The organism is Bartonella jaculi (assembly GCF_039543045.1).
Taxonomy (GTDB): domain Bacteria; phylum Pseudomonadota; class Alphaproteobacteria; order Rhizobiales; family Rhizobiaceae; genus Bartonella; species Bartonella jaculi.
In genome coordinates this window covers 69510-89731 of record NZ_BAABIZ010000001.1, presented here as the reverse complement: position 1 = coordinate 89731, position 20222 = coordinate 69510, and the positions used below count along the sequence as shown (strand labels likewise).

Here is a 20222-nt window from a genome sequence, read left to right as displayed (position 1 = left end):
AATCAAAACATCATTTGATCCGGTCAAAATTGGCTAAACCAAAGAAAATATTGCTGCAGAAATGCGTAAAACCTATTTCCCTTGGAAAGAAGGGCACAACCATAAATATCAATACCCATCTTCTTAAAGAAAAGATTTAGTTTTTAAGAAAACTATCAATCACCGAAAAGAAGGACTCTACCGACATGACACCTTCATATCTATTGCCATTGATAAAGAAAGTAGGTGTTGCTTCGACACCAAGCTCTTTACCACGTTCATAAGATGCATTTACTTCATCGAGAATAGTCTGATTTGTCAGACAAGCTTTAAAACTCTCATCCGTAAACCCCGCCATTAAGCTAATTTTCTTCAGTGGTGTCAGAACATCTCGCCTCCAAGCCCACTCTTGCTGTTTCTGAAATAAAACTTCTATCAAAGGAAAATAGCGGTCTTCTGGTGCACACCGTGCCAGCATAAAACCTGCCGTTGCCCGAGGATCAAAAGCATATTCTCGGAAAATAAGTTTCACTTTTCCCGTTTTGACATATTTTTTACGAATTTGAGGAAGTACATCGTTATAAAAATGTGCACAATGAACACATGTCAATGAAGCATATTCAACAATTGTTACTGGTGCATTTTCTTCTCCCTCAAATCGATCCTTCACTTTTCCCGACTGAAGGATCTCAGTCATATCGACAGTTGAAACGAGTTTAGCACCATTAGCGAACGCTATAGTCGCGCTAATTTGTACAGTTGCTACTAAGAGAAAAATTATCCCAAAAAACAAAAAGGAACGACACTTTATCATAAATAATACTTTTCTGTTGTTATTAAACGAATAAGAATCCAACACTTTTCCATGTACTAAAGAAAAATATATAAAATACCTTGCTCTATTTATTATTTTTTTCTGCAAAAATGCAACAACCAAGTTCATAAAGTGATTGGCATAAACTTTCATCTTCAATGCCCTCAAGCATTTTTTCCACGCATTTTTTATCTTTTTCACTCAGAGCCAACTTCGTCGGCAAAGAATTATTAAAAACAGAAACGCGTTTTTGCTCAATTTTGATGCTATCAAGAGCAACATACCCAAAAAAGACATTAATTCTATGGAGCAATTCATTTGTTTCATGCATTAATTTCAATGCAGCAAACCCTTCACAAGCTACAACAAGTGTTGCAGGCTGGAAAATTTCATCTTGATCTGCACGACGTTTCCAAATAATTTTGAGTGGCATGGCATATTCACTGATGTCATGGCCTACAATCTGTGACCAATGTTCTATAAGTGCCACATTAAGTCCTGTCCGCCTGCGCAAAACCGGATCAAGCATTTTAGATACTGTCTCAGAAAGAGAATAAAAATGGCGCTTTTGGAAGTGTTTGCTCATTTTTCTAAATCATCATCAAAACATTTACTCTATTATAACAATTTTTTCTTCATCTAAGAATTATTACCATCAAAAATGAATCAAATATCGACAAAAGCCCATTATCGCCTAATCAGAATCTCTTATAATTAAAGAGATAAAACGAACCATAAAATGCAAAATAAATGTGTTTTTTCTTTTGCATTTTATATCTGCCTATGGTTGACAAAAATCATGCATGAAATTTCTTCACGCCTTCTCTCTTGGTATGATCAAAACCACCGGCATTTACCATGGCGTATTACCCCTAAAGAACAAATTCAAGGCATCCGCCCTGACCCCTATCGCGTTTGGCTTTCTGAAATCATGCTTCAGCAAACAATTGTCGAGGCCGTTAAACCTTATTTTCAAAAATTTCTGAAACTTTGGCCTGACCTCTCTTCTCTAGCGAAAGCCTCACAAGACGATATCATGAAAGCGTGGGCTGGACTTGGCTATTATTCACGCGCACGCAACCTTAGAAATTGTGCCCAGCAACTTGTTGAAAACTACGGAGGACAATTCCCACAATCAGTAAAAGCATTGCGTACCCTATCTGGTATTGGAGATTATACCGCTGCAGCCATTGCCGCAATTGCTTTTAACCACCCTGTAGCGGTTGTTGATAGTAATGTCGAACGCGTAGTAACCCGCTTATTTGCTATTACCTCAATATTACCAAAAGCAAAAACTGAAATTAAAGCAAAAACACAAGAAATTACCGCTTTAAAGCGCCCTGGCGACTTTGCTCAAGCAATGATGGATCTAGGAGCAACTATTTGTACACCGCGTAGACCATCTTGTTACCTTTGCCCTCTTCAAAGCTTGTGTAGAGCAGCAAAGATGCAAAAAACAGAGTCTTTTCCAGTCAAAGCTCCTAAGAAAGAACGTCCTTCAAAAAATGGTGCCGCTTTTGTTGTCCTTAATAAAAAGAGGCAAATTTATTTGGAAAAACGATTGGGGAAAAAACTACTCGGTGGGATGACCCAAATCCCTAATGATATCGGAACAAACCACGAAAACGGACTCCAAAATGCACCCTTTCCTGCCGATTGGCAATTCAAAGGACAAATTACGCATGTTTTTACCCACTTTTCTCTAAAACTCGACGTTTATTATACTAACAGCGTTCACAAAATGAATCATGAAAATGGCTGGTGGTGCGATATCCAGCATCTTGCTGAAGAAGCACTTCCTACTGTTATGAAAAAGGCCATTTCCATAGCGATTCCTAATTCCTTTAGATTAAAATAACCCTCCCCACTAAAAAATGAATTTTTAAATTCAGCGCGAAAGATTCAGTTTCACAGAACACCAGTTTTTAACATCTGTGAACGTATTATCATTCTTAAATTATCTATTAACTTCAGCCGTCCGTTTTCCTCATAATGCCAAAAAGTCCAACCGTTACAGCTTTGTGAATCCTGAGCCTTTCGCCCCATTGCATGAATAGAACCAGCTTCACCACCATGCATAATCGTACCATCAGCCCTTACAATAGCAGACACCTGCTTTTTCCGATCATAAAGAACTTCTCCAGGATGCAATAAACCTGCTTCAAGTAAACTGTTGAAAGCTACACGCGGTTCTGCTTTTTTTCTATCCAAAATTGCCAATTCTGGTTTGTCTAAAGGTTTAACCTCAGCAATCCTCTCACATGCCGCATCAATGTAGTGTTGCTCGCGTTCAATGCCTACAAAATCACGCCCCAAAAGCTTAGCCACAGCGCCTGTCGTTCCCGAACCAAAAAACGGGTCAAGAATAACATCACCAGGCTTACTAGCAGCCATAATAATACGCGCTAATAACGCTTGTGGTTTTTGTGTTGGATGTAATTTACGCCCTGCCTCATCTTTTAAACGTTCAGCACCCGTGCAGAGAGGGAAAAGCCAATCTGAACGCATTTGTAGATCTTCATTCGCAGCTTTTAAGGCATCATAATTAAATGTATATTTTCTATCCTTTTGATCTCGAACAGCCCAAATAAGCGTCTCATGAGCATTTTGAAAACGACGCCCCCGAAAATTAGGCATGGGATTATTTTTGCGCCAAATGATATCATTAAGCATCCAAAAACCTAAATCTTGTAATGCCGTACCAACCCGAAAAATATTATGGTAAGACCCAATAACCCAAAGCGTTCCATTGGGTTTCAATACACGGCGACAAGCAAGCAACCATGCACGCGTAAAAGCATCATAAGCAGCAAAACTTTCAAACTGATCCCATGCATCATCAACCGCATCAACAAGCGAATGATCTGGACGATATAAAGCACCATCCAATTGCAAATTATAAGGAGGATCCGCAAAAATCATATCAACTGAATGCTTTGGAAGTCTTTCCAGGACTGCAACACAGTCCCCTTTGAAAATTTTATTGCGCCATGGCGTCTGTGAGGGACTATGAACGAAATCTTTTTGAAGCTGAATAACTGTCATGAAAAACCCAACGAAATGAACTGAATTTGTCCTATAATCAATCAAAATAGTTTATAGGCCCGCATTACCAGTCTATATTTACAAAATAGAGTAAATGTATCGTTAAGCTCCTGCAAAATTGATGCTCCTTTTTGTTTTTTAAGAAAAGTAAAGAATTTTCATACGGATAAATCCTTATTTTTCTTCCCTGCAACGCGCTGTTCCCATATCTTTTTCTAAATAAAATGAATAAGAATCACTTTCAAAGCATACTTTTATGAAATAAAATCCTCTCAAGTGGCATTTTTATAAAAGTTTTCAAGCTTAAATCATATATAAAGGAATATCTCATGCCTCAGATAGATCTCATTATTTTTGATTGTGATGGAGTTCTGGTAGACTCTGAGTATCTTGCAGCAAAAATTGGATCTCAATTACTTAAACAAACAGGATATGAAATATCACCTGAAGAATTAAGTGAGCGGTATGCGGGGCTTATCTTTCGCGATATTCTTAAACAAATTGAACAGAAAACAGAAAAACCAATTTCTGCTCATCTCATAGATCAAATGTCAGATCTTTTTCGAGCACAAATAAAAACTGAATTACGTGCTATTAATGGTATAAGAGAAGTGGTAGAAATTATTAAAACTCGCTATCCCTATTGCATTTGCTCTAATGCAAAAAGCGTAAATATAAAAGAGATGCTCATTACTGTTGATCTCTACGATCTTTTTAATGATAAAGATAAAATATTTTCTGCCCCTGAAGTTGGAACAAAAAAAACGAAACCTGCCCCTGATGTTTTTCTTTTTGCCGCACAACAATTACATGCAGATCCCCAAAATACTATTGTTATAGAAGATTCACTTCATGGCGTACATGCTGCCACAGCAGCAGGTATGCGCGTCATCGGCTTTACTGGAGGATCACATAGTTATCTTGGCCATTCTAATGCACTCGCAGAGGCTGGTGCTGAAACGGTTATCGCCAAACATGCTCATTTACTAGAAGTCTTAGAAGCAATGGAAGTGTGGCAAGATTTATCATAAAAAAATCTTTTGGACGTATATTAGCGCATAAACTCTCTCAGTAACATTTTTACCAGATGCCCTTACCCCTCGATTATAGCATAGCGACAAAAGCTCAAACATATTGGCAGCGTAGGTAAACAACGCGTATGCATCAGAGTCATAACCAGTGAAATCTTCTTTCTCTCATTTGTGTTATAACTTCTTATGGAAAAACTGTATATCTAACCTAGAATTGATACAAACACAGATACACTATACCCTTTTCTGTGGTGATGATGACATGGGATAAATATCATAACAGATGATCCTTAAGCCGTGGTCTCCAAAATTCATGGACTATATGTCACTCCCTGTTATGGCTAATATTCTATTAATAAATTTACCCCTTACGTAATATTAAAAAACTATTGATCAATCGAATATTACAACTCTCAAGCTTCCCCTTACATACACATTGGGAACAAAACCAAGCATTTCTCAACTTATCTCACAAAAACTTGGCAATACAACCTATAAAGTCCATCTATAACGCAATGTATTTTAAAAAAATCATATTACTCACCACATACTCTGTTCGAATAATTTTAAGATTTATAAAATAGATGAAATAAAATATTTTGTACTTATTATCTATCGTGACTAAGATTTACTAATTATATTCTACATTATTTTTTAATCAAAGATTTTCTGCATGTTGTATATCATGCACTTGTCCATAACACACAAAAAATATTTTAAAAATGTGTCTTAAATAACACAAAATATGTATACATCCTTATAAATTATCTCTCCATATTTAGAATGCTCCTCTTTATTAAGCTATTTAATGTATTTCTTCCATAATAATAAAATACACAATACAACTATATTATTTAATATATTATCATATAAAGTATTTTTTTGTTGACAAAAAAATACATAATGATTTATATAATTTCTGTTATCACAAGCCATAAGCACATTAAGTGTTTTTTTAATGTGTTTATTGGCTCTGTGATTACATCTACCTATTCATATTAATAATAGAAAGTATTTGAGGTAAATTATGGTAAAATTATTTAAAAATAATGTGTTAAGTATTTTTATGGCGATTGCTTTTTCTTTTTTGCAAGTCGTAAATGTTAATGCAAATTACTTGAAAAATAATTCCCAACAAGAAACCCCCGTATCCGTAGTGAAACAAAAAGCAATCAGTACGGCTGCTCTTTATAACCATAACCCCGATTCAAATCACTGGGCAGAAAATGAGACTGCTACTGAAGGGAAAATTGAGCCTGTGGTTGATCCTATTACGATAGCTGTAGGGGTAGTCATTGGTACCTATGTAATAGGAACGCTACTAGGATGGATGAAGGATTTCAAGGAGATATTCTTTACATAATACCACTTAGTGTAAAGCGATCAGAGAAAGCTTCATTATGTGCTTGCTCAATTAAAAATATATAATGGAGCTTATCTCCTCTACTGCAAACAGTAAAGAGCATACTGACCTCTGCATTTACTGATTACATTGATCCATTCATCTATCCATCCGTATCAGAGATAGAAAGTATTTAAGGTAAAATTATGGTAAAATTATTTAAAAATCATGTGTTAAGTATTTTTATAGTGATTGCTTTTTTTCTTTCACACGTTGTGAATGTTAATGCAAATCATTTGAGAAACAGCACTCAAAAAGAAGAGATTTCTGTTTCTGTAATCGAACAGGAAATAAAGAAAGCAATGAATATGGCTGCTCTCTATATCCCAGGTTTAAATCATGGAGCAGAAAATGATGCTGCCATTGAAGGAAAAATTGAGAAGGTGCTTGAACCCATTACAATAGGGGTTTTTGGATTTGGAATTGCGGCTGGATATGCTGCAACAGCGATAGGCATGTTCATGGGGTGGATAATAAAGCGTATTGTATCTGCACTACGATAACATTCACTACATCTTCTATGCAAAATATAGGAAATTCGTGAAATTTTTAGATAAAGCGCGAAATATAATTGTACTCTGTATTTATTGGTTACTCATAAAAATACAGAGCAAAATACAAAGCCACAAGCACTGAGAGCGCTAAACATCTTTGTCTCTCTCAATACGCTCATTCGCTTTAACGACGCGTTTTTTCATTTATATCAGATAGAAAATATTTGAGGTAAAATTATGGTAAAACTCTTTAAAAATCATGTGTTAAGTATTTTTATAGCGGTTGCTTTTATTCTTTCACAAATTGTGAATGTTAATGCAAATCATTTGAAAAGCAACCCCAAAAAAGAAGAAATTTCTGTTTCCGTAATCGAACAGGGCAGAAAAAAAGCAACTAACATGGCTGCTCTCTATATCCCAGGTTTAAATTATGGAGCAGAAAATGATGCTGTTATTGAAGGAAAAATTGAGAAGGTGATTTTTGGTCCTATCACACTAGGATTTTTTACTACAATAGGAGCTTTGGGTTTTGGTTTCTTGACAGGAACTATTATGGGTATATTCACTGGAATACTAGGATGGGGAATAGGTAAAACCAAGTGAAGAGGTAAAAATAATTCAAAGCTATTTGGCTATCTTTTCTTCTATGAAAAAAGAGTGTTTCAATTGCATCCCCCCTCAAGTCATGAGGAGGGATGTTTTCTTGTGTTTTCCATAAATGGCTTTGCTAAAATTACCAGTAATATCACGCTGCACAAAAATAACATCTATTAGCGCAAAAACTGATAATTTAGGCGAAATAAAGATGATTCCAGATGCCTAGGTTACATACAGAATGTCATGAAATTACCTCATAACCCCTCCAATATGAGCATAGTGTGCTCTTTGGAAAAATCGATTGTAATATAAATTTTTGCTTATATGAAGTAAAAGCAAAAAAGTAAGCGAATGAATAACAGAGAGATGATTTTCAACGAAGGAAAATTTTTATAAACATTCAATATGTTATATCTCAATACCCAAGGGATAATAACATTGCTTTTCATTGGTTATAAGAATAAGCAAACAAACTTTTATTCATTTAATTTAATAATTTAAATATTATTAAAAACATGAAATAAATAACTTCACCAACTTGCCGGAAATAAACAAAGGAAAAAACTTATGAAATATATCAGCACGAGAGGTGAAGCTCCGGCTTTAGGCTTTACTGAAACTATCATGACTGGGCTAGCTAATGATGGTGGTCTTTATCTTCCAGAAAAATTTCCTCAGTTATCATTCGACGCATTACGAGCACTCCGCGGTCAATCCTATACGACAATTGCGAAAACCATTCTTTGGCCTTTTGTGAATAACGAGATCGAATATACCCCTTTTGAAAATATGATTGCTGAATCTTATGCCGCCTTTCATCATCCAGCAGTCTGTCCGTTATTACAAACTGGAACAGATGAATTTATCCTTGAACTTTTTCACGGACCTACTTTGGCATTTAAAGATGTCGCGATGCAGTTTCTTTCCCGACTGATGGATTACATCCTGACTAAAAAAAATAAACGCGCAACAATTATTGGTGCAACATCAGGTGACACAGGTGGTGCTGCAATACAAGCATTTGCGGGAAGAGAACATTCAGATGTTTTTATTTTATTTCCTAAAGGACGCGTATCACCCGTTCAGCAGCGGCAAATGACTACCAATCAAAATACAAATGTTCATGCCATCGCCATTGAAGGAAACTTTGATGATTGCCAAGCACTTGTCAAAGCAATGTTTAATGACCATCATTTCCGTCAAAAAAAAGCGCTTTCAGGGGTTAACTCTATAAACTGGGCGCGAATCATGGCGCAAATTGTTTATTATTTTTCATCCGCACTTTCCTTAGGTGCTCCTGATAGAGCTGTTTCATTTACTGTTCCTACTGGAAATTTCGGTGATATTTTTGCAGGTTATGTGGCTGCCCGTATGGGATTACCTATTGCACAACTGGTCATTGCAACAAATGATAATGATATCCTCGCACGTACATTAACCAGTGGTATTTACGAAATACGGCCTATAACCCATACAACATCACCTTCTATGGACATCCAAGTCTCTTCCAATTTCGAACGCTTGTTGTTTGAAAGCGGTAATCGCGATCCAGTATGGATTCGCAATGCCATGGAAAACTTGAAACAATCAGGATATTTTACTCTTGATGAAAATCGGCTTAAGAATATTCGCTCCCTGTTTTGCGCTGGGAAAAGTAGCGTGGCTGAAACAGCACAAACAATTGACAGTATTTATAAGGAAAGTGGCTATCTCGCTGATCCACATACCGCTGTTGCGCTCAAAGTAGCGCGCGAAAATAAGCAACCACATATTCCAATGATTGTCCTTGCTACCGCTCATCCTGCCAAATTTCCTGATGCCCTCAAAAGTGCCTGTGGACTTACTGCTCCATGGCCATCTTGTCTCGACAATTTAATGGAACGTGAAGAACATTTTATAAGTCTTGCTAATAATGAAAAAATAGTAAAAGATTATATTTCTTTAAAATCAAATGCAGCTTACTAAGTTTAGCTGCATTGTAACTTAAATCACAAATATTCCAATGCCCTTACAAGAAGGTATTTGGCTTATTTAATGGAGTCGTAAACATATGGGTGTAGATATCAGTCGCCTGAGTAACGGTTTGACTATCGCCACACATACAATGCAACAAATTGATAGTGTAGCACTCGGAATATGGGTTAAAGTCGGTTCACGTAATGAAACCTTTACACAACATGGTATTGCCCACCTCCTTGAGCATATGGCTTTCAAAGGAACCGAAAACCGTACAGCTCTTCAAATTGCAACTGATATTGAAGATGTTGGTGGTGAAATTAATGCTACCACCAGTACTGAGACCACTGCCTATTTTGCACGCGTACTCAAAAAAGATATCCCACTCGCCATTGATATTCTAGCCGACATTTTGATGTTTTCAAAATTTGATGAAGAGGAATTAGAAAGAGAAAAACAAGTGATCCTTCAGGAAATTGGTGCCGCTCATGATGTTCCTGATGATGTTGTTTTTGATCACTTTACTGAAACAGCATTTCGTCATCAGTCGCTTGGTCGCTCTATTTTAGGTACCCCAAAAACAATTCAATCATTTACATCTGCTGACCTTCATAATTTTATGAACAAACAATATAGCGCAGACCGTATGATCGTGGTTGCAGCAGGGGCTGTACAACACGAAAATTTCCTGCGAGAAGTTGAGAGCCGTCTTAGCACTTTTCGTTCTCATTCAACAGCTCCTCTTACTAACCTCGCAAATTATGTCGGCGGCGACTTTCGTGAATATCGTGATTTAATGGACACACAAATTGTTCTCGGTTTTGAAGGGCGTGCTTATCATGCACGTGACTTTTATACTACCCAGATTCTTTCAATTATTCTTGGTGGAGGGATGTCATCACGTCTTTTCCAAGAAGTGAGAGAAAAACGTGGATTATGTTATTCTATTTATGCTTTTCATTGGGGCTTTTCAGATATTGGACTTTTTGGCGTTCACGCCGCCACCGGACAAGAGGGACTAAAGGAATTGCTTCCTGTGATTCTAGATGAACTTTCTAAAGCAAGCAAAAACATCCATACTAATGAACTTCAACGCGCACAAGCACAATATCGTGCTAACCTTACAATGTCACAGGAAAACGCATCTAGTCAGGCGCAGCTCATTGCCCGCCAAATTCTTCTTTATGGTCGCCCAATTCCAATATCTGAAACAATTGAACGTCTAGAGCTCATTACCACCCAAAGATTAACAGATTTAGCTGATCGCCTTTTTATCAATTCCACTCCAACATTGGCGGCTGTCGGCCCTATTGGCCCCCTCATGAATTTTGATGATTTAACCTCAACCCTTTCATACCGTATAAAGTAAGACTCAATATAGTTTTTCTTAAATGCTTTAGAGGAGATTTCGGATATGGAAAAGTGCTTTTAAAACCAACTGTATAATAACGTACACATGTTTTATGATAAAATTAATCATAAAAATTCTTCTCACTAAATAAGTTTGGGAAATATTTATCAAAAAACTGTACAAAACTACCCAATTTACGCTCCATGTGATAAAAAGTCTGATAAACAAAGATATATGTGAAATCTGAAAATGAATGGCTTAATTTTTCTCTCAAAAAATATAAAGTCCTATAAGTTTTAAACCTTTCTAAGGTAAAAAGATATCTGATTTATCTTTGTATAAAGTCGTGTAACTTTTTCAGAAGAAAACAATGGCTGCTTGTTATGTAAAATAAATTGTAAAAGGTGGACGCATTTTTCCAAAAATCTGAATTCAAATGAAATATCCTAAAATTAAAATATTGAGAGAGTAAGACATTGTGAAGAGTTTGCGTAAAATAATTGATATCATTTTTGTTGTAATCGTCAGCTCTTTTGTCCACTTTACATCAGCACAAGCAATTGAGCCAGTTAAAATTTCTTCTCAAGATGCTGCTCTTGACCTCTCAAAGGCTATTGAGATTCATCATACAAACAGCTCTATCTTTCAAACAAGTACAGCACCAGGACCAGATGGTATTGTATGGCGCATTGAAGTCCAAGCAAAAAATGAAAATTTTTCTGGGAACTGGGCCGTATTTTCTCTTGCAAATCCAACAGATGAACAAGTTGATCGCCTCATCGTTGCCCCCCATTATCGTATGGCGCATTCAAACTTTCTTTGGCCAGATCTTGGATCAGCACGAATCCAATCCATCACTCCAAGTGAGGGTTTTTCTCTCGATCGTCAAACCAGTGCAAACTCTGATATCTTTCGGATTACACTAAACCCTAACACCGTCATTACATTTGTTGCCGAGCTTAACTCTGCAAATCTCCCACAAATCTATTTATGGCAACCTGAAGCCTATAAGGATGCAATGAATTCTTATACGCTTTATCATGGTATTCTGCTTGGTATATCAGGTCTTTTAGCGCTCCTTTTAACTGTTCTCTTCGTCGTCCGAGGAACAGGTCTCTTTCCTGCAACAGCTGCTGTTGCTTGGGCGGTCCTTTTTTATATTGGCATCGATTTCAACTTTTTAAATAAATTCTTTGCAGTTACATTAACAACGCAACCAATATGGCGTGCTGGAACAGAAGTAGCACTTGCTGCTACACTTTTTATTTTTCTCTTCACCTACTTACGTCTTAATCGCTGGCACTACCATTTTAGTTATGGTGCAATTGCGTGGACCATAGCTCTTTGTGGTTTGGGAGCATTTGCCATTTATGATCCAACAAGAGCAGCTGGAATCGCCCGTTTGTCATTTGGATTTACCACCGTGATTGGTATATTCTTGATTGGCTATTTTTCGATCAGAAGTTATGACCGCGCAATCATGCTGATCCCAACATGGCTGCTTATTAGTTTTTGGTGCTTTGGAGCTTATGCCTGCATAGCAGGGCATTTAGACAATGATATTATCCAACCAGCTTTAGCAGGAGGATTAGTGCTCATTGTTCTTCTCATCAGCTTTACCGTCATGCAACAAACTTTTTCCAATGATGCTTTCCATGAAGGAATATTTTCCGACCTTGAACAGCAAGTGCTAGCAGCAAAGGGAGCTGGAAATATTATCTGGGACTGGAATGTCGAACGTGATCGTATTGTTGTTCATCCAGACATGGCAACCCTCTTTGGTACTGGAACCCACAAGCTCAATGGACCCATGCGTAACTGGATTTCAGCCTTGCACTATGATGACCGTGAACGCTTTCAAGCTGTATTGGATATCATTCTTAAACATAAAAAGGGACGCATTGATCAAATTTTTCGACTTTCTTCCGGTGGTGGCTATTATCATTGGTTTTCTCTCCGTGCGCGTCCAGCTATGCAAAAAGATGGAAAAATTACGCGTGTCATTGGAACCATTGTTAATATTACTAACCACAAAAAAGCCGAAGAACGCTTATTGCATGACGCAATTCACGACAGCTTAACGGGACTCCCTAACCAACAAATTTTTTTCGATAGACTACAAAACTATACCTCTTTGGCTAAAGCAAATATCAAAATTAGACCAACAGTCTTTATGATTGACTTTGACAATTTCCGTCAAATTAATCGCAAATTAGGCATAGCTGTTGGTGATACTGTACTCCTCATCATAGCACGCCGTTTAAGCCGTCTTATTAACTTTCAGGATACCTTGTCACGTCTTTCCGCAGATCGTTTTGCAATCATTTTACTCAGTGAAACTGAACCACAGAAAATTGCAGCATTTGCAGATCATCTGCACAAAACAATTTCAGCACCTATTTCACTTACAGAAAAAAAAATAACACTTTCAACATCAATTGGACTGGTTACGTGGAGTGAAAATCGATCAACGGCTAAAGATATTTTAAATGATAGCGAACTGGCGATGATCCGCGCAAAACAAATGGGTGGCAACCATATTGAACCTTTTCGCCCTAATTTTCGCACCTTGGGCCTCGAGCATAACACTATGGTGCAAGACATTCATTATGCCATAAAACGTAATGAAATAAAAATCCTCTACCATCCTATTCTCAATTTATCAGATGGACACATTATTGGTTTTGAAACAATTGTAGAATGGCATCATCCAAATTATGGAAATTTAAATGTTTCTGATTTTATCAAGATCATAGAAAATGAACAAATCGTTATGGATTTGGCACAATTCATCATCGATAATGCTGTTATTGATCTTACAAATGTACAAGAAAAATTCTCACAACAATCTTTTTTTATTTCAATCAATCTACCAAGCTCGGAAATGGTTCATCCTCGTTTCATAAGTCAATTGCGCTCCACCCTGCTTCGCTACCCCCTCAATAAAGGGAGTTTGATGATAGAAATATCCGAGTTTGTCTTGAGAAAAAATCCTGAACAATCAGCGCACTTTCTTGAACAAATTAAAGCACTTGGTATGAATCTTGCACTGGATAATTTTGGAACAGGCTATTCATCTCTTGCCTATCTCGTCCGTTATCCATTCGATATGGTTAAATTGGATCGTTCTCTTATCTCAATCGATTCTCTCAAGAAGAAACTTGTCCTAAAATCCATTATCAACATAGCGACTAATCTTAATTTGACAATCATCGCAGAAGGCGTCGAAAATGAAAAAGAAGCACTCTTCCTGCGTCAAGAAGGCTGTAAATATGTTCAAAGCACGCTTGTCACTAAGCCAATCGCCATCGAAGAATTAATCACTCTCGTTCAAGATCACTTCCCTTATAAAATCAAGACATCGTAGATAGAATACTTTTTAATACAAAACGCGCAAAACAGTACAACTCTCTACGCATGCCCCATTTCAGAAACAAGATAAGTCGGATTAATTCCCATGCGAATCAAACTTTCATCATATTTACAAGTTAAATCGCTTTCAAAGAGAAAACTAGGCGATGTAGGGCTGCTCAACCAGCCATTTGTAGAAATTTCTGCCTCGAGCTGTCCAGCTTTCCATCCGGCATAACCTAGCGCTATCAATGCATGTTGAGGGCCCTTTTCGCAACTGATTGCTTTTAATATATCAATAGTGGCAGTAAAACAGACTTTCTCTGCAACAAAAACAGTTTCTTCACAAGCATAATCATCCGAATGAAGCACAAAACCACGGGAAGGATCCACAGGGCCACCATAGCGTACAGGAAAATTTTTTATCGGTTCAGAAAGATGTTTTTTTTGAGCGCTGTTTATTACCCCCAGATGAAGCAAAAGTTCAGGAAAATCAATATGGTGCAATTGATTGAGAATAATCCCCATAGCACCAGCGTCAGAATGCGCACAAACATAAATAACGGAACGAACAAAGCGTTTGTCATTCATCCCAGGCATTGCTATGAGCAACTGCCCACTCAAAAAGCCATTACACTGCTTCATCAATCTGTTATTCTCCATACTTTACATATTAAAATTCAATTCAGTTCTTATAACAAGAAAATAAAACTCTCATGAAAAAAATTCAAATATTTATAAATTTACAAAGTATTTCACCTTTCTTTCATAAAAAAATTTTAGTTACTTTAAAATTAATATTCGTACTTTTAGGATTATTTAACTTCTCTGTGTGCGCTCAAACAAAACAAAAATCATATCTTTTTGCAACACCTTGGTATGAATCAGATGGTGGCCGCGTTAGATTAGCTATCACCAGCCCATCTCTCTCTGGAATAAGAGACGGTATTATTGAAATTATGCTTAAACCTCAATGGAAAACTTACTGGCGTAATCCAGGCAATTCAGGTATGGCACCATTTTTTAATTTCAAGCAACAAGTCTCTTATGAGATATTTTACCCCACACCACAGCTTTATGAAACAGAAAATGACTGGTCAATAGGTTATAAAAATGAGGTTTTATTGCCTTTTACCATCTCCAATGCAAGCAATAATCTAACTGGTTCTTTAACTCTTGGATTCTGTAATGAAATCTGTCTTCCATTTACTGTTAACTTTAATTTTTCTCCACCCATTGAAAAAAACGACGCTATCCCTTCATCCTTGTTAAAGAAGGCTCAAGATGCCTTACCCCGTACAAATAATCATGCGTTAAAAATAAGCGCTGAAAAAGATAAAAACACCCTCTTTATAAAAATACAAAATAAAAATAAAATCATGCCCATCTCTCTCTTTTTAGATGGAGGAGAAATGCAAATTGGACCAGCAAAAAAAGTAAGTGACAACGTGGATTACACACTTTTTAGCGCCCCCATCCATTTCATACCAGAGAAAACAATCCAAACAGTTTTTTATACAGTGTCCTTTAAAGATGATGCCTTAAGTGGAACATTCATGCTTCATACGCCATTAACCTCTCCCGCTATTCCACGATAAAAGAGAGAACTTCTCAAACAAAGGCTACGCCGAAAAACTTCCATTTTCGCGGTATTCTGTAATTGCTTTACGTGCAAGTGCATCTGCACGCTCATTATCTGGATGACCAGCATGCCCTTTTACCCAGTGCCATCTGATAGTATGGTGAGAACTGACGTCTTCAAGAGTTTGCCATAACTCTTTATTTTTAACAGTTTTTTTTGATACAGTCCGCCAATTATTCTGCTTCCATCCTTCAAGCCATAAAGATATACCATTGCGCACATACACTGAGTCCGTATAAAGATCGACAGAACAAGATTCTTTAAGTGCCTTCAACGCACAAATTGCCGCCATCAGTTCCATTTGATTATTGGTCGTGTGTAGTTCTCCACCATAAAGCTCACGTTCATAACCATTCCAGCGTAAAATCGCCCCCCACCCTCCAACTCCAGGATTACCTGAGCAAGCACCATCTGTATAAATTTCCACGACTTTCTGTTGTTTTAACATAAAATTCAAAAACCTAATTCGCTTAACGAACCTACATTACTGAAAAAACAAAGCTTGTGCCAATATTCTCGTGGATCTTTCTTAACGACAAAACTACTGGGCAGTGTATTAAACCAATCATACAAGCGTGTGAGTAAAAAGCGTAAAGCTGCACCCCGCGCCAACAAAACAATCGCGTCCAATTCTAAGGGCACCAATGGCCTTATCTTTTGATAATTTTTCAATAACCCACGTGCTTTAATAAGATTATAGGAATAGTCATCTTCAAAACACCAAGCATTCAAACAAATGGCCAGATCATAAGCAAAAAAATCATTACAAGCAAAATAAAAGTCTATAATACCAGAAAGACGATGATTCAAAAAAAATACATTATCATTAAATAAATCGGCATGAATAATACCTGTTGGCAAATTCAACGGCCAATTTTCTTCTAAAAAAGCCAACTCAGTGTCAATTTTTTTTCCGAACTCTTCAAGCAACGTATCTTCTCTCGTTCGGCAACTTTTCCATAAGAGTTTCCAATCCACAAGAGAAAGAGTATTTCTGCGGTTAAGCGGAAAATCCTGTCCAGCTAAATGCAATTGCGCTAGACTACTACCCACTTCGCAGCAATGAGATACATCGGATTGATGAACCCACTTTCCTTCTATAAAAGTAATAATAGCAGCAGGACGTCCTGCTAATTCACCGATTATTGTCCCATCATTTTGAATTACTGGTTGAGGACAAGGAATTCCACGCTGCCCTAAATGTTGCATAAGACTACAAAAAAAAGGCAAATCATCTTTTGAAATACGTTTTTCATAAAGCGTTAGAATAAACTTCCCTTCCGTTGTATAAAGCATGAAATTAGAATTCTCGATACCCTCCGCTATACCTTGATAGGACAGAAGCGAACCTATCGAATAACGTGTCAAAAATGCCTTCAAATCATTTTGATGAACATCAGTATAAACTGCCATTATTTTGCTTTCGTTTTCAGCCTTTTATGTATCATCATTTTCATTTGTTAACGACTCGGCTCGACCATTAACGAAAGCCATATCTTTAGGAGTTAAAATGATGTCACGTAATTCCCGATTCACTAAAAATGTTTCCGTTTCTACTGCAGTTTCAGTTAATTCTATTTTAACATCATAACGTTTACGAAAAGCTGCAATAATTTCATGAACAATAATTTCAGGAGCAGATGCACCAGCTGAAAGACTCACGACGGAAAGAGCTCCAAGACTATCAAAATCAATTTCATTAACACCTTGCACTAAAATAGCTCGGCGCGCACCAAACCTCTCAGCAACCTCTACTAAACGTCGTGAATTAGAAGAATTCGGTGCACCGACAATTAAAAATAGATCACTCCCCAGCGCCGCCACCTTCACAGCTTTTTGCCTATTCGTGGTAGCATAGCAAATTGATTCAGCAGCTGGTGGTTCCAACATAGGAAAACGTCGTTGCAATACATCAAGAATCTCCGCTGTATCTTCAACAGAAAGTGTTGTTTGAGTGACAAAACCCAATTTTTGGGGATCATCTGGTTGATAATATAAAGCATCCTTTACTGTCTCAATTAATGTAACAGACCCTTTTTCAAGCTGTCCCATTGTTCCGATTACCTCAGGATGGCCAGAATGACCAATCAATATAACATGGCGGTCATGCCGTTGATGTCGTATCGCTTGTTTATGAACCTTAGAAACCAAGGGACATGTCGCATCGAGATATAGAAGATTATATTGACGCGCCTCTTCTACTACCGATTTTGGCACTCCATGGGCAGAAAACACAACAGGCTGGTTGCGATGCTCCTCTGGGATTTCATTAAGCTCTTCAACAAAAATAGCTCCACGCTGCTGTAATCCCTCAACTACATAACGATTATGCACAATTTCATGACGAACATAAACTGGAGCACCATATTTTTTTAATGCAAGAATAACAATCTGAATCGCACGATCAACCCCAGCACAAAACCCACGCGGACTACAAAGGCGCATTGTTAGAGGGGGGAATGCTAACATAGTTTATCCCTTAATATCTATAGCTTTGATCACATACCTCAGCATATTATTGCTATACATCAGGCAAGCAGTACAATAGACAGGCAGAAAAACGCCAAAATGTTACCTACTCTAATGAAACAGTGTTCCCACCTTTTTAGGTTAGTATCGTACTTTATTAAGACACAATTTTTAATTTTTGCTGCTTGATTGCAACAAATTTAAGAGATGATAAAACTCCAAACGAAAGATTCAATTAAAAGGGATCCAAATATAGCAGCTAAATAAAATAATGAAAAGAAAAACGTTTTTTTTGCCATCAAAATGGTTGCGTCATGCGTATCGGCTTTCCATAAACGATAGACAAAATAAATAAAGATAAAGCTCAAAATTGTTGAGAAAATACCATAGGAAACTCCCGCAAAGCCAGTAATAAAAGGTCCAGCGGTGCACATTGCCATAAGAACAGTATAAAATAAAATCTGTTTTTTTGTTGAACGCTCACCTCGTACATTAGGCATCATAGGAATGCCTGCGGCCTCATAATCAAGAGATGAAAAGAGAGAAAGAGACCAAAAATGTGGTGGAGTCCACATAAAAATGATTAAAAATAACAAAAAGCTCTCAATATTCACTGTCCCCGTTGCCGCTGCCCATCCAATCATAGGCGGGAAAGCTCCAGATGCACCACCAATAACAATATTTTGTGGCGTTATACGTTTTAGCCAAATTGTATAGATAACAACATAAAAGAAAATTGTGAACGCAAGAAAAAATGCTGCAAACCAATTAATGAAGCTCCCCATAACCAATACAGAAAGTATAGAAAGAACCAGCCCAAAAACAAATGCCTTTTGGGGACTGATTTTGCCGCTAGGAACAGGGCGATGTTTGGTACGTTCCATCATAGCATCAATATCAGAATCATACCACATATTCAGTGCTCCCGCACCACCACCACCTAGAGCAATACACAAAATTGCTAAAAAACCATACAATGGATTTATAGAAACAGGTGATACGAGCAGTCCAACCAGAGCTGTAAATACAACAAGCGACATAACCCGTGGTTTCAATAACGTGATATAATCATAAATACTAGATTTTGGCGGGAACAATTTACCATTGTCAGCCGATAATTCTTCTGAAACAGACATTCTCCTCAAAGACCTCTTCCATCTCTGTCATACACAAACAAATATCATCTAGCATATGCGAATGACCAATTAATATGAGTGCTTTTGAAAACATATAGGATAGCCCTCTTATACGTACTCATTAAAAACAGACAGAAGCATTTGCAATATCAATATAAAGACATTCTTTCTTATATAAAAAACGTATCATAAAAACAAAATACATCCTAGAAAACATTCTAAAGCAATGTTAAAAGCTCTTATTTCTATAAGATATTGTTTTTTTTAGTTTTTCTTTTCTTTCGTGTATATGGATTAATATGTTTTGGTAGATACGGGTTTTGTGTTATAATTTCAGTTTGAAAATTCACTTTATTATGTAACTCACTGCACAAGTGCGGAGTGTTGATTCGAGTAAGGCAAGGCTTTCTGTGGTACTTTATAAATTGCTAAAAAAAAGTTTCTTTATTGGTGTTGTTATTTACATGCTTTATAACATTTCTGCTCATCACGCTGCTGCACAAACATCCAACACGCAAAATGTCCCTACCCCACAAACCTACGGTGCATGGACGAAAGTTTGTTCTTTGCCACTAGGTACACCTAATACACAATGCGAAGTTGTACAAAACGTCCATATGCAAGATCGCCATGATATTAGCTTTCGTGTTATGTTTTATAAACTTCCTAAAAATCAAGGAGCCTTGATGCGTGTTTTCGTTCCGATTCGCGTTGAATTGCGCTTCGGTGTTGGAATAAAAATTGACGATAAAGATATAGGGAAAATGGAATATCGTCGTTGTATTGGTGATAATTGCGTTGCTGAAGCTGTTCTTAAGGAAGATATACTACAGCTGTTTTTAAAAGGGAAAAGAGCAACTTATTTTATCTTCACAACGCCTGAGCAAGGAACTGGGGGACTCATTGACCTTCAAGGCCTTAGTGAGGCCTATGCAACCTTACCAACGTAATATGA

General features: G+C 37.1%; 18 protein-coding genes. 10 read left to right on the top strand and 8 right to left on the bottom strand.

The features are described 5' to 3' along the window. Positions 1-136 precede the first annotated feature (136 nt). Together ABD915_RS00365 and ABD915_RS00360 are read right to left on the bottom strand one after the other, a co-directional pair. Entirely contained in the window at positions 137-793 is a 657-nt protein-coding gene (locus ABD915_RS00365; RefSeq protein WP_345113547.1) for a DsbA family protein, read from the bottom strand. Positions 794-878: 85 nt separating this feature from the next. Continuing rightward, complete coding sequence (locus ABD915_RS00360; protein WP_345113544.1) at positions 879-1379, bottom strand: DUF721 domain-containing protein; 501 nt, start codon at positions 1377-1379, stop codon at positions 879-881. Positions 1380-1592: 213 nt separating this feature from the next. Between ABD915_RS00360 and mutY the strand changes: the two genes are divergently transcribed. Beyond that, entirely contained in the window at positions 1593-2651 is a 1059-nt protein-coding gene (mutY, locus tag ABD915_RS00355) for an A/G-specific adenine glycosylase (RefSeq protein WP_345113541.1), read from the top strand. Positions 2652-2701: 50 nt separating this feature from the next. Here mutY and ABD915_RS00350 read toward each other — a convergent pair whose 3' ends face one another. Next, the gene (locus ABD915_RS00350; protein ID WP_345113538.1) at positions 2702-3838 is read right to left on the bottom strand and encodes a site-specific DNA-methyltransferase; all 1137 of its coding nucleotides are present in this window, start codon (positions 3836-3838) and stop codon (positions 2702-2704) included. Positions 3839-4167: 329 nt separating this feature from the next. Between ABD915_RS00350 and ABD915_RS00345 the strand changes: the two genes are divergently transcribed. The 7 genes from ABD915_RS00345 (at position 4168) to ABD915_RS00315 (ending at position 14036) form a co-directional block, all read left to right on the top strand. Beyond that, positions 4168-4869, top strand: a complete 702-nt coding sequence (locus ABD915_RS00345) for an HAD family hydrolase (RefSeq protein ID WP_345113535.1) — start codon at positions 4168-4170, stop codon at positions 4867-4869. A gap of 1027 nt (positions 4870-5896) precedes the next feature. Beyond that, positions 5897-6232 (top strand): hypothetical protein, encoded by a 336-nt coding sequence (locus ABD915_RS00340; protein ID WP_345113532.1) that lies wholly within the window; start codon positions 5897-5899, stop codon positions 6230-6232. A 185-nt stretch (positions 6233-6417) separates the two neighbouring features. Next, on the top strand, positions 6418-6774 hold the full coding sequence (locus ABD915_RS00335; RefSeq protein ID WP_345113529.1) for a hypothetical protein: 357 nt from the start codon (positions 6418-6420) through the stop codon (positions 6772-6774). A 228-nt stretch (positions 6775-7002) separates the two neighbouring features. Next, positions 7003-7368, top strand: a complete 366-nt coding sequence (locus ABD915_RS00330; RefSeq protein WP_345113526.1) for a hypothetical protein — start codon at positions 7003-7005, stop codon at positions 7366-7368. Between the two features lie 561 nt (positions 7369-7929). Further along, positions 7930-9327 carry a threonine synthase gene (gene thrC / locus ABD915_RS00325; RefSeq protein ID WP_345113524.1) on the top strand — a complete coding sequence of 466 codons (1398 nt, stop codon included), beginning with the start codon at positions 7930-7932 and terminating at the stop codon, positions 9325-9327. An 85-nt stretch (positions 9328-9412) separates the two neighbouring features. After that, complete coding sequence (locus ABD915_RS00320; RefSeq protein ID WP_345113521.1) at positions 9413-10687, top strand: M16 family metallopeptidase; 1275 nt, start codon at positions 9413-9415, stop codon at positions 10685-10687. A gap of 460 nt (positions 10688-11147) precedes the next feature. After that, complete coding sequence (locus ABD915_RS00315) at positions 11148-14036, top strand: EAL domain-containing protein (protein ID WP_345113518.1); 2889 nt, start codon at positions 11148-11150, stop codon at positions 14034-14036. Between the two features lie 44 nt (positions 14037-14080). Here ABD915_RS00315 and ABD915_RS00310 read toward each other — a convergent pair whose 3' ends face one another. Continuing rightward, complete coding sequence (locus tag ABD915_RS00310) at positions 14081-14665, bottom strand: YqgE/AlgH family protein (RefSeq protein ID WP_345113929.1); 585 nt, start codon at positions 14663-14665, stop codon at positions 14081-14083. Positions 14666-14736: 71 nt separating this feature from the next. On the opposite strand from ABD915_RS00310, the gene ABD915_RS00305 reads away from it, so the two are divergent. Continuing rightward, positions 14737-15618 carry a protein-disulfide reductase DsbD domain-containing protein gene (locus ABD915_RS00305; RefSeq protein ID WP_345113515.1) on the top strand — a complete coding sequence of 294 codons (882 nt, stop codon included), beginning with the start codon at positions 14737-14739 and terminating at the stop codon, positions 15616-15618. Between the two features lie 24 nt (positions 15619-15642). Here the strand turns inward: ABD915_RS00305 and rnhA are convergent, their stop codons facing one another. The 4 genes from rnhA to cyoE all read right to left on the bottom strand — a co-directional run bounded on the left by rnhA (position 15643) and on the right by cyoE (position 19267). Then, the gene (rnhA, locus tag ABD915_RS00300; protein WP_345113512.1) at positions 15643-16110 is read right to left on the bottom strand and encodes a ribonuclease HI; all 468 of its coding nucleotides are present in this window, start codon (positions 16108-16110) and stop codon (positions 15643-15645) included. Positions 16111-16115: 5 nt separating this feature from the next. Beyond that, positions 16116-17075, bottom strand: coding sequence for a homoserine kinase (locus tag ABD915_RS00295; RefSeq protein ID WP_345113509.1), 960 nt, complete (start codon positions 17073-17075; stop codon positions 16116-16118). 24 nt (positions 17076-17099) lie between these two features. Beyond that, positions 17100-18131, bottom strand: coding sequence for a 4-hydroxy-3-methylbut-2-enyl diphosphate reductase (gene ispH, locus ABD915_RS00290; RefSeq protein ID WP_345113506.1), 1032 nt, complete (start codon positions 18129-18131; stop codon positions 17100-17102). Between the two features lie 200 nt (positions 18132-18331). After that, on the bottom strand, positions 18332-19267 hold the full coding sequence (gene cyoE, locus ABD915_RS00285) for a heme o synthase (protein WP_345113504.1): 936 nt from the start codon (positions 19265-19267) through the stop codon (positions 18332-18334). Between the two features lie 410 nt (positions 19268-19677). On the opposite strand from cyoE, the gene ABD915_RS00280 reads away from it, so the two are divergent. Continuing rightward, a complete protein-coding gene (locus tag ABD915_RS00280) occupies positions 19678-20217 on the top strand; it encodes an invasion associated locus B family protein (RefSeq protein WP_345113501.1) in 540 nt (179 codons plus the stop codon). The last annotated feature ends 5 nt before the right edge of the window (positions 20218-20222 follow it).